This is a genomic window from Fibrella forsythiae (assembly GCF_017353175.1).
Classification (GTDB): Bacteria; Bacteroidota; Bacteroidia; order Cytophagales; family Spirosomataceae; genus Fibrella; species Fibrella forsythiae.
Genome location: NZ_JAFMYW010000009.1, coordinates 65,630 through 77,700 on the forward strand (window position 1 = coordinate 65,630; position 12,071 = coordinate 77,700).

At 53.7% G+C, this 12,071-nt stretch carries 7 protein-coding genes; 1 reads left to right on the forward strand and 6 read right to left on the reverse strand.

Annotation, left to right across the window (positions count from 1 at the left end):
- Position 1: 1 nt before the first annotated feature.
- From J2I46_RS24820 to J2I46_RS24835, 4 genes are all read right to left on the reverse strand, one after another.
- On the reverse strand, positions 2-2,569 hold the full coding sequence (locus J2I46_RS24820; protein ID WP_207331787.1) for a hypothetical protein: 2,568 nt from the start codon (positions 2,567-2,569) through the stop codon (positions 2-4).
- A gap of 24 nt (positions 2,570-2,593) precedes the next feature.
- Entirely contained in the window at positions 2,594-3,133 is a 540-nt protein-coding gene (locus tag J2I46_RS24825) for a hypothetical protein (protein WP_207331788.1), read from the reverse strand.
- Between the two features lie 153 nt (positions 3,134-3,286).
- Positions 3,287-4,126 carry a LytR/AlgR family response regulator transcription factor gene (locus J2I46_RS24830; RefSeq protein ID WP_207331789.1) on the reverse strand — a complete coding sequence of 280 codons (840 nt, stop codon included), beginning with the start codon at positions 4,124-4,126 and terminating at the stop codon, positions 3,287-3,289.
- Positions 4,119-7,199: a sensor histidine kinase gene (locus J2I46_RS24835; RefSeq protein ID WP_207331790.1), complete on the reverse strand. Its 3,081-nt coding sequence runs from the start codon at positions 7,197-7,199 to the stop codon at positions 4,119-4,121. Before J2I46_RS24835 ends, J2I46_RS24830 begins: the two co-directional genes overlap by 8 nt.
- A 213-nt stretch (positions 7,200-7,412) precedes the next feature.
- Here J2I46_RS24835 and J2I46_RS24840 point away from each other — a divergent pair, with 213 nt between their 5' ends.
- The gene (locus J2I46_RS24840) at positions 7,413-10,106 is read left to right on the forward strand and encodes an alpha-amylase domain-containing protein (RefSeq protein WP_207331791.1); all 2,694 of its coding nucleotides are present in this window, start codon (positions 7,413-7,415) and stop codon (positions 10,104-10,106) included.
- A gap of 133 nt (positions 10,107-10,239) precedes the next feature.
- Here J2I46_RS24840 and J2I46_RS24845 read toward each other — a convergent pair whose 3' ends face one another.
- Positions 10,240-11,127 (reverse strand): hydroxypyruvate isomerase family protein, encoded by an 888-nt coding sequence (locus J2I46_RS24845; RefSeq protein WP_207331792.1) that lies wholly within the window; start codon positions 11,125-11,127, stop codon positions 10,240-10,242.
- A gap of 106 nt (positions 11,128-11,233) precedes the next feature.
- A complete protein-coding gene (locus J2I46_RS24850; RefSeq protein ID WP_229379938.1) occupies positions 11,234-11,989 on the reverse strand; it encodes a 3-keto-disaccharide hydrolase in 756 nt (251 codons plus the stop codon).
- Positions 11,990-12,071 lie beyond the last annotated feature (82 nt).

The window sequence follows — 12,071 nt, forward strand, 5'->3', positions numbered from 1 at the left end:
ATCAACGGGTTGGTTTTTTGAAATAGGTTTCGCAGGCGGCCCGGAGCGCAGCGTCTTTCGAGACAAATTCACCCTGCTTGTAGTTTGTTTTCCAGATGCCCTTATCATCTTCAACGATATACAGGTTAGTGCCCCAAAAGCTCGGATCCCGGTAATACGTGCGGATATTGTTGAGGCCCAGTATCTGATCGATCGGGTCCCGCTCATTCTGGGTGGTGACTTCAGAGAGCTTTTTGGCGTACCTGACCATGCAGTCGTTCACATCCGATTCATACGCCCTGGTATCTTCGTCAAACGCACGATCGGCTTTTTTTCGGGCTTCTTCCTGCCGCTCCTGTTCAGTGCGCGCATCGTCCTCCTGCCGCTCCCGGTCGCGTTGAGCCTTTGCTGTAATGCGTTCCCGGTCGCGCTCGGCTTTCTGTTCGGCCGAGTCGTTGATCTCCACGTTTCCTTTGTTTTTCACAACCGTCTCGATCAGTTTCTGCTGCCGGGCTTTCACATCGGGTGTAATGGGGCCATCGAAGTAGCGGAACGATAAACTGTAGGGTTGTTTTTCATTGAGGTAACTCTGGTCGCCGGCGCTAAACAACCCTTTACCTACGGTGCCTCCCGTGCGAAAATCCTTGTAAATAACCATAAACGGCACCCTGCTTTCGGCCGGCACCTGCACGTAATAGGTTTCAGCCCAGGTTTTAGCCGAAGTTGACGACATGAACGATAGCCGCTTGGTATTGAAATAGTTGAGCGTCGAACGTACCTCAACGGTGATTGGAAACGCCAGGGTGTTTTTAAGGAAACCCATGACGAAGATGTTCCGGGAGCCTCCGTTTTTAACGCCATCTGCCGATTCGGCCAGCCCATCCAGTAGTGATCGGTTGCCCATGGCCGTCCAGATAGCATCTTCTTCAATCGTTATGAACTTCTGGGTCAGCCGTTCCAGTTCAGGCTTCAGCGCCAGGGTGAGTTCGTGGTTTGGGGCGGCCATGGCCATGGCAAAGGGAGCCGCCTCGCCCAGCGTTTGGCGGGCGTCGGTCATGGCTTCGTGCCACCGGAACGCCGACTCGTATTTGTCGATTTTCTGGTCTAGCTGGCTACGCGCTTCGGCAACCAGCCAGGTTGTTTCGCCGATACGTGTTTTTGTATTCTGAAGGCTGATCCGGTCGGTTGATGCCTGATCAACCAATTGCCCGAAGACAGCGGTTTGTAGCTCGGTACGCAGCGTAGTGGTTTTGGCTGTCCCCAGCAACTCGCGGCCTTGTTGCTGCAGCCAGTCATCAAACACCCGGGCTTTCTCAACACTGGTCGTGATCTGGGCGGTGCGGGCATAGGCAGGGTCAGGGTAGCGGTCAATGGCCTCGATCAACTCAGGGAGGTGTGTGGCCGTAACTACGTAGCGTTGCCGGGCTGCTTTCTGGCTGGTAGCGTTGGGTAATAGCCGAATCAGATCGGGCAATTCGCGCCGGTCAATGAGCGTATAGAGGCGGTCGAACAGGCTATTATGAAGTTGAGTGTTGTCGGGAAATGTGCGTAGAAACACAGACGCCGACTGAACAGAATTCACTTTTTCGGCCAACACCGGTGCAACCAGATTGTCTGGCGGATTTTTCAGGCTTCTGTAGCGACTCAGCGCATCCGTGAAACTGCTGGCTCGCTGTATGTATGGCAGAGCAATTAGTGCGTAAACTGGTCGGTTCGTCTCGTACCGCTCAAGGCTATACGCCAGATCTGAATCTGTCAGCTTCGGAATCGACCGATCGAACATAGGAGCCGGATCTGCATTGGGGAATGCCAGAACGAAGCCATCCAGAAGTTGCCGATTGGTACAGGTAATCTGGCTGGGCTGGGCGTCTTCTCTGATCAGCAAACTGCTGTTGTCTTTTTGCTGACTTACGAACCGGTAACCCGGTAACCGCTTGGCTACCAGCTGTTGCAACTGGCTGGTGGTGGCCGTTTTTGGGCTATTGTTATTCAGAAATGCCTGATGCGTCTCGTTTAACACCAGAAAAGGAGCGTAGGCGTGCTGGTCGGCAATCACGTATAGCCAGTAATCGGTTGCTTTTACCAGTGTCACGTACCCATCGTTGCTCATCCCGTTGAGCAATGCCAGCTTGTTGGATCGTCCACGGTTGAGCGCTGCCAACCAACTGAACTGATTGGTGTTGGCTACAGGTTTATCGATGTAATTCCGGTCATTGTCGGCTCCGTCTACGTCAGACCAGGCCGTGATGCAGTACCCCAGCAGGCCGCCGCCCAGTGCGCCCAGTAACGCCCCAACAGCTTTGCTGTTTTCCTTTTTACCGGTGGTTTTGTCTTCAACCTCAATGCCCGAAACGGCCCCGTATCCACCACCAATACCCGTGAAGATGTAGGGTGCTGCTTTGGCAAAGCCAGTCTGCTGCAGGCGATTACGTGCCGTAGCCCGGATTACCTCCACACCATGTTCGGATGCGGTCTGTGGGTTGGTGTACACCGCTTTGGTGGTGGTACAGCTTTGCAGACTGCCAAATAAAGTACTGCTCAGAAGGGCATAGAAACCCCATCTAACCAATTGATTAGTAGACGAATGCATGCTTGGTGTAAGTGGTTAGGTACGTTAGAGGCGGGCGAAAACGTACTGGGTAGCGAGGGAGCCGAATTTAGGATCACTACTGGCTGGCTGAGATAAGGTAAGGCTCCGGCCTTTTACTACAGCCGTTACCGTACGTTCGATGGGCGAGAAACCAGCCACCTCACGCCAAACCGTTAATTTGGTATTGGTTAATTTCCAGCGGTTTATCTCGCCCCAGTACCCGCCCAACACAAAGTTGTCCTGGTTGTAGCAGGCCGGTTTGAAGGCATTGGTAAATTGCCCGCCGACTGCAAATGTCCAGACGGTCTCGCGGTTACAGGCATCGGTATTGACCGTTGGCAGTAAGGCCATAACCCTGCGCACTTCTGCCTGTGCGGCCGCATCCGTCACGGTCTCACTATTCACAAGATTATAGCTCACGAAGGTCCAGGAGCCAGCAAACGGAACGTCTGGTTCGGGTGGAGTCAGGTTGTCGGCTTTGGTACAGGCCAGTAAACCAATACCAACAAGCAAATAATTGATTAATCGTTGAGGGCGCCGGGGCCATGCGTAGCGTGAGTACATAGAGCGGTGGAATGGATAAAGCGGAACAGGCTAATTCGGGTTTGTCTATGTCAAACGTCTCTACTTTCGGCTACATCAGCCAACCAGCTACAACAACGTACCTACTATTCATAACAAATAGGTAAGTTATGCGAATAAGTGGCTGGAGCGCCACTAGTTACCTCCGTTTCGACTGAAGAACTGCCGAAGCCTGATGAGTACGCCCGCTGAGGAACTACGCTCTTCTTTTTTAGCGTAATAGTCTCTGACCAGCTGATTTCCCCGTTTGGATGTACTTAGCCGTTGTCCGTTCTTTAAGCGTATTTCACCCTTGCGCGGGTCAAATTCGTCGATAAACTGGCTATTGACCAGGTAACTCTGGTGAATGAGCAGAAAGTCGTGGTCATCCTGAACCATGCGGGTGTAGTACCCGATGTTGATAGCCGCCACCAGCCGCTCGCCGTTGGCCAAGTACACGTATGTCAGTTCACGCTGGGCCTCGAAATACACCAGATCGCGCACGTTGACCAGCCGCCGTACGCCCGCCACCAGGCGAATCACCAGCTGATCGAAGGGGTCGCCGCGTCGTTGCTGTTCCAGAATGCTGCGCACCCCGTCCAGCAATCCTTCCTGTGCGTCTAGTTGGGCTATGGCCCGGTTTATGGCCTCGCTGAGTTGCTGTTCGTCGATTGGTTTGGTGATGAAATCGAGGGCAGCGTACCGTAAGGCTTTGGTAGCGTTTTCCAGCACCCCGTGGGCCGTAATGAAAATAAGCTGTGGGTAGGGGATGCCGTCTTCGTTGAGGCGCGCCAGCACGTCGAATGAAGTGCCTCCGATGATCTGGATGTCGAGCAGCACAATATCAGGTCGTTTGTAGGCAATCAGACGGTGAGCGTCGTCGACGCTGCGTGCATTGCCAACCACCGTGAGCGCAGAGCGGTGTTTGTGCAGGAAGAACTCGATAACCTCCAGGTTATCAATGGTATCTTCGATGATGGCGATTGTTCTATTCATCGGTGCGGGCAATAGTGATGGTTACTACGGTGCCACCGCCCAGGCGGTCGTCGGTTTGAATGGCGATAGCGTACCCTAGGTTGTTCAGGAAATTGACACGCTGCTGAACCAGGCTTGTTCCGAGCGATTTATACGCTTTGGCCGATTGCGCGTGGATCGTCCGCATCTGATCGCGGCCAATACCGTCATCTTCAATGATGCATATGAGTGTTTCTCCTACGCCTACAAACCGTATCCAGAGGTTGCCAGGCCCTTCTTTATGGACCAGCCCATGCTTGAGTGCGTTCTCGACAAAAGGTTGAATCAGCAGTGGTGGAAGGGTAATCACCTCCGGGTTGAGTTTGCCGTCTACGCTATCAGCATCAACATGAACCGTAATTTTGTCGCGGTAGAGCAGTTGCTCAAAGGCAACGTACCTGCGAAGCAAAATCAGTTCGTCGGCCAGGGTGATTTCGTGGTGGATGGCGTTTCGTTCAGTACTGACAGCCGACGAATTCAGGAAGCTACGTACCAGATTAGAGAACTCTACCAGCAGATGGGCGGCGGCTTCGGGCTTGTTTTTAAGGATCAGGTTTTGAAGGGGCACCATCACGTTAAACATGAAATGCGTGTTCAATTGAGACTGAAGCGTTTGAGCACTTAAAAACAGAGCTTCTTTCTCCCGTTCCTGCAATAGTTGCTTTATCCGTTTGGTCTGCTGTGAATTATCGGCCACGTAGATGGTGAGCACCAGCCCAAAAGCCAGCAGACAAAAAGCCAGGAACGGGAGTTTCTGCCGGAAGCTGGGATTGTTATACCAACTGATAGCGGCGTTGAACCGAACAGACGTAATCTGTTCCCGCGCTTCGTTGAGCCCCCCCGACCGGGCTTTTAGCCGAACGGTATGTTCGCCGCCGTTGTAGTCGCGCAGGATGGTGAACGGTTCCGTCTGCCAGTTCGACCAGGGGCCATTATCGAGTTGCCAGGCAAACTGTGTATTGTCGGGGCGGTTGTCGCCCAATACCTCGAAGGTCACATGGGCGGTGGTCTGGTTGCCCGGCAGGCTGAATACCGAGTCGGCATAAGCGAAGGGCAGCCGTTGGTTATTGAGCTTACGCACCATCGGCATAAGCGCCTGCGGCTGGTACCTGAATTGCCGGGTATCTATGTAGCTGAGCACCGTGCCCGAGGTGATCCAGGCGCGGCCTTGTCGGTCTTTATAAAAACCAGCCTGCCCTGGTTGAATACCCATAAAACCCGTACGGTGATTCAGTAGCCGCATCACCACATGACCAGTTGCATAGTATCGGTTCAGATCAAGCAGGTAAACGCCGTACGTGTCGCCAATAGCCAGGGTGCTGTCGGTGAGCATCCCCACGAAGGAGATTACATTGTGTAGTATATCCTGAGCAACCTGAATGATCTGGTGGCTGGCCCGGTCATAGCGGCAAAGGCCACCCCTGCCGGCCATCCAGACGGTGCCTTGTTTGTCGAGGCAAAAGTCAATGATTCCCTGCATGGGGAGTTTGCCGTTGCTTTCCAGAAAATGCTCGGATTGGCCGGTTCTGAAATTGTAGCGGGTTAACCCCCGGCCGCTGCCCAGCCAATAAACGTCGGGCTCGGTATCAGCAATGGCAGCCAGGCCGAAGGAGCAATCGTGAAAGCCCGATTCCTTCGTTAGCCTGCGAATTCGTTTCTCATTCAGAAACAGGTCGAATCCACCTGTAGTGCCCACGAAAAGCCGGTCTGTCCGCTGGTCAACATAGGTAGAAAGGGCTATTTCAGTGGGGGGAATAAAGCGCCAGGTACGTCCCTGGTGGGCAATTAAGCCTGTTTCGTGCGGTAAGTAAAGGGTGCTGCTGTCGCGGCTGTAGGCGGGCTGAAAATAATAATTATGCCAGGCTACTTTTCGGGTGGGCCGCTCGCTTAGAAAAAGCTGTTGTAATGCTGGTTCGTTTAGCGGGCTTATGTGGCCATCCGCTCCGTAGCGCTGCGGTGGTGCTCCGCCGTAATTAAGCCACCACACATCGCCGTTGGCCCGTTCCACCACGCTCCATACGTAGGGAGCCTCCGCTTCGTCGAAGTACCGCGTGCCGTTATCAATGATTTCCAATACGCCCTTTTCGGTACCGAAATACACTTTCTGGTCCCGGCAGATGCCCGCCAGCGGAAAATTGTTGCCACCATTACTTTTGTAAATCATGGTTACGTGATTGGCTCCCTTCGGGTAGGTTATGGCGGTGCCACCCGTGCCCTGGCTCATCAGATAGACCGTAAAGTCAATTGGGCTCACTACCGTCCAACTCCCTTCCCGAAACTGGAGAAACGGCCTGAATACGCCATTGGCTGTTGCCGTAAGGTAGCGCGTCTGGTTGTTGGCTTCATCGTGAAGAAGGAGTAGTGACCGACCGGAAGCACTTAAAAGCGAGACGGTTAACTCAGGTGACACCGGTACCGGGGCCGATTGGTGGAGTTGATCATTGGCGATGTAGTAGACCTCCTGGTTGGTGCTGCCTGCTGCCCGTTCGGTTAGTAACCAGAGCCGTTTGAGGTGCTTATCCCACAGAATACTGTTAACGGCTTTGGTACCCAGCGGAGGCATCAAGCGGGCGGCCAGAGTATAGGTGCCATGCTGGAAACAGTAAAACGGCTTTGGTATATCGGCCGACCCGCTGAGTAGCCAGATTCGCCCTGAATCATCTGCCTGAATGTAGGTAGGGACTTTCGGCATACGGTCCGGAAACGGAAAAGGCCGAAAGGTGGCGCCGTCGAAACTGACCAGTCCCTGCGGCGTTGAAATCCAGATTCGATGCTGCCGGTCTTCCACGATGCCGTGGATGTAATTGGTGTTCAGGTGGTAATCTTTTCGGGAATAGTTTTCGAAATGATCTCCGTCAAATTTGGCAAGCCCATTTTTGGTGCCCAGCCACAGATATCCCCGGCTGTCGAGCAGGCTACAGGTGATCTGCATCTGCGGTAGTCCGTCACGTAGGGTGTATGTACGCGCCGGATAATGCTGCGCTACCAGCAGCCGGTTAGAAAAGACCAGCAGTATTACCAGGTTGATGACGCCGTTTCGCAGGGAATTTGCCATACTGGCAAATTAGTTAGTTACCTTTAGCTGGCCTAACGCATACCGATAAACGGCCTGAATCAGCGAACACACAGGTCGTTTTATGAAACCTCTGGGCTGGTAGGCATGACCGACACTTGCTGGACGCGACAACCAGGCTGGTCTCGGCTTTATCCCTATTTTTTATGTAATCTGTATTTTATCCTCATTTTTGTGGACAAAACGAACGTATTTATGAAAGCTCTCTACGTACTATCGCTCACGTTATGGAGTCTGCTGGCCAGCGCTGCTCATGTACTGGCGCAGCAGGTGATGTTGCAGGGTTTTTACTGGGATTTTCCCAAACCACCGCAGGGACGTACCTGGGCTGACACACTTCGGCTGAAATCGGCGGCTCTCTCGCAGGCCGGATTTACCCATGTCTGGTACCCGCCCTTCGCCGGAAACGGAGCCTACAGCGGTGGCTACGATCCCCGCGATCTGTATATCGGTACCGATAATACCGTGACCAACGCCGGTACAAAACTGCAACTGAAGGCGATGGTTGATGAAATGACGGCGCAGGGAATGACGCCCGTGGCCGACATGGTGTATAACCACCGCGATGGTGGCGCACCTGAGACAAACCCGGCCGTAAAAGACTACATGACCACCTATGTCAGCGGCAACAGCGCGTCGTGCGGGTTCAAACGGCCGTTTCCATCCGATCGTGTGCAGATGGTGTTGCCCATTGGCGGCAGCACAGGGCTGGGGGCAGGTACGTATACGATCCAGATGCGATCGAAGGGGAATATCTTCAACGGGGCGCAGTATATGTTTTACGCGACCACGAACGTCATTGGCGGCTCGCGCTGGTCGCCGGTAAACAGCAGCGTAGTTGACCTGACGACTGATCCGGCCGATCCGTATACCGTTGAACTGGGGCGAAATTATTTGACCAAAATCAATAGCAATGGCGATGTAGATACCTACACGTTTGTGCTGACTGCCAGCCAATTTACGGCGGCGGGTGACCGGGTTTTCCTCCAGGCCATCAATTACAACTCCGAATATTCCGATCATCTGCCCATCAGTATCACCTACGATGCAGATGGGAGCGGCCCCATTGCGCCGGTTGAACGGGCTAATTACCTCGACCCGTTTGGGTCTGGCTATAAACTGGAATTTCAGACCTACACCGATTTTACGGCTATGCCCAGCGGGCAGGGCGCACTGAACTGGGATGGATTCCGGCCCAATTTCGATGGAAACAGCCTGGCGGGCTGGTCGCAGACCACCTGCCTTGGGCCCGAATATTCGATGCAGAGCCTCGATTATTTCTACGATTACGACCACAACCGCCCAAGCACCCGCACCGCCCTCGTCGACTGGACGGCCTGGGCGTATGATTACCTGCAATCGAAGGGCCTGCGACTGGATGCCGTGAAGCATTTTGAGCCGGAGTTTGTGGCGCACATGATTCAGCAGATGATAGCACGGGGCAAAACGCCGAATCTGGTTGTTGGGGAATGGTACGCCGAAAATCTCGACGAGATGAAAGGATGGGTCGATGCCGTACAGGCCAGTCTGGCGTCGAAAGGGGTATCAAACGTCAACGTGAAGGTGTTCGATTTCTCGTTGCGGGCGGCGTTGAAAGGGGCGCTCGATCGTAACGAAAGTCCGCGGCAGGTGATCTTTACGGGTCTGAAAAACGGGAAAGGCATGAGCGGTTTCAACATCGTTACCTTCCTGAACAATCACGATTTCCGCGAAGAGGGTAATGTGAGCTATAACAGTGCCCTTGTCAACAAAAACCGGAATCTGGCCTACGCGTACCTGCTGACTAATAATCAGTTGGGTGTGCCGCTGGTGTTTTACCCCGATTACTACGGTTACCCTGCGCCCAACACGGTCTATAACGGCACCACAGTTGGCTATGGCTGGCATCCGCAGCAGGCGGCCGATCGGGCGGGGCACAAAACGGAGATCGATCGGTTGATCCAGGTGTTGAAAACGTACATCAATGGCTCGCAGAGTGTGGCTTACCTGAACCACTACGGTGGACTGGGCAACGGTCCCGGAGCTCCAAACAACTTCATCAACGGCTCAGATTATACGAAGCTGCTGCTTTATCAACTCAGCGGCACAGGCGCAGTGGGTGGTAAAGATGTGATCGTGGCGATCAATTTCGGCAGTAGCCGGATGCAGGTCGATCATGCCATTGCCATTCAGAATGGCATCACGCAGGGGACTACATTCACGGATATTCTGGGTAATTCGGCCTTCCCAACGGCGGTGGTTGACGGCAACAGCCGGATTTATATCGACCTGCCCGCCAAGAGCTACTCGGTCTGGGTACGTGGCACTAACCCGGTCATTGCCTTACCGGTAACGCTGGTGAACTTCCGGGCTAAAGCGGGCCTCGATAAGGTGCAGTTAAGCTGGCGCGCCTCCGACGAAACGACGTTTAAAGCCTATACCGTACAACGCAGCCTCGACGCCCATACATTTACGGATCGGCAGACGGTGTTGCCGAAAGGTACTACGAGTGGCCCCGCCGATTATGAGGCTATCGATGCCTTGTCAGACGATGCCAGCCGCCAACGCTCAGGTACGTTCTATTACCGTTTGAAGCTGACTGACCTGGACGGATCGACTACGTATTCGAAGATCGAAGCCGTTACCATCGACCCGCAGGCCCTCTATCTGAGTGTGACGCCTAATCCGGTTCACGATACCATACATGGTGAGGTAAGCACCCCCGACGATGCCGCCATTGACCTAACCCTGACTGATGCCACTGGCCGAGCCGTTCGTCGGCAAAGTCTATCGGCCAGAAAAGGACAGAATCCGTTCGATTTGGCCATCCATGCGCAGCCCGCAGGTACGTACCTACTCCGGGCATCTGACGGTGTTCGGCAGGTAACGGAGCGCATACTGGTGCAATAGCACTGGCCGAAGCCCGGTGGGAAAGCCCGTAGGGATAGCCTGCGACGTATAACGTACCTGGACATAGCCCCCAAGAGAACGGCCCGCAGCTATACGTTGCGGGCCGTTCTCTTGGGGGCTATGTCCAGGTACGTTATACGTCGCAGAGCGTGACGGCTTCGCGGAGGCTAGTGATCGGGTCACGTTTAGGAATGAACTCCTGGGCAACGTAGCCTTTAAAGCCAGTGGCCACAATCGCTTTCATTACGGCCGGGTAGTAAATCTCCTGCGTTTCGTCAATCTCATTCCGGCCCGGGTTACCGCCGGTATGGTAGTGACCAATGTACTGGTGGTGCTGCTGAATGGTACGGATGATATCGCCTTCCATGATCTGCATGTGGTAAATATCATACAGCAGCTTGAACTTGTCTGAACCTACCTTTTTGCAGAGTTCAACGCCCCAGGCCGTGTGGTCACACATGTAATCTTTGTGGTTCACCTTGCTGTTGAGCAGTTCCATGATCATAGTGATGCCATATTTTTCAGCACTCGGCATCAGGCGTTTCAGCCCAACGGCGCAGTTGTCAAGTCCCTGAGCGTCTGACATACCCCGCCGGTTGCCCGAGAAGCAGATCACCGTGGTTAAACCGGCTGCCTGTAGTTTTGGGAAGATCGCCTCGTAACTGGCCACCAGTTCATCGTGGAACTTCGGATCGTTGAAACCATCATTGATACCTTTACCCGCTCCCCACGGTAACGCCGAAGTAAGGCCATATTTTTTCAGGACAGGCCACTCGTCGGGCCCAACCAGTTCAATCGATTTGATACCGATCGACTTGGCCGCCTGACAAAGGTCTTCCAGCTTGATTTTATCATAACACCACCGGCACACCGAGTGGTTGATATTCCCTTTCAGGGCGGCCACTGCTGCTTCTACGGGAGCCGTAGGGTCATGGTCTTTCATGAGTTTTGCAAAAGAAGGCACGGCGCCTAACGAGAGGGCAGTACCAGTTAAGTTTCGAAGAGCGCGACGGCGGTGCATAGTTCTACTGAATGAGTGGTTTTGTGAATGAACGGATGGGTGAATGGTTGAACAGAGAAAGAAACATCCAAGCATTCGCTCATCTGCTCATTCACTAATTCACCTATTATAATTCGCGGATACGGATGTTGCGGTACCACACCTGATTGCCGTGGTCCTGAAGGGCAATTTTACCACTCTGGTATTTACCAAAACCTTCCCAGCCTTTAAACTTGCTTTCCGATACCATTTTGTCCCACTCGGGGCCAGAGGTCGGGTATTCGGCGGTTTTCTTTCCGTTCAGGTATTGTTCGGCTTTGCCTTTGCTGATCACCAGCCTGGCTTTGTTCCATTCACCGGCTGGCTTGGCCGCATTGGGCGTAACGGGCTTCTGGAGGTCATACAATGACCCGGCTGTCCGGTTGCCATCACGGCCCTGTTTGGCGTCGGGGTGGCGCTCGTTATCAAGCACCTGCATCTCGGGGCCAGTTTGGTAGGTGGCTTTGAATTTCGGGTCTTCGAAGACGTGGAAGATGATTCCACTGTTACCGCCTTCAGCAATTTTCCATTCCATTTCCAACTCGAAATCACCGTAGGCTTTATCCGTCACCAGATCGCCGGCACCGCCCGAGGTTAGGTGAATGGCACCATCATCAACCGTCCATTTATCAGAAACAGGCTGCCCCATTTTCAGGTACGTATGCCAGCCCGCCAGCGTTTTGCCGTCGAACAGGGTTTCCCACTTTCCTTTCTTCACAAGGCGTGTTTCGGGCGAATCAGAACGAAGTTTGGCCACCGGGTTACGATCGGCGATGGAGTTGGGTACGTTCAGGAGCAGCGCAAGGGCAACCGCTCCTCCGGTAGTTAATTGAGTGAGGTTCATCGAAGAAAAGACGTTGGTTTCAACTGTGTCAATACGTCTGGTCAACAAAAGTGGTTGAGACTGCGCTTTTACCCACAAGAAA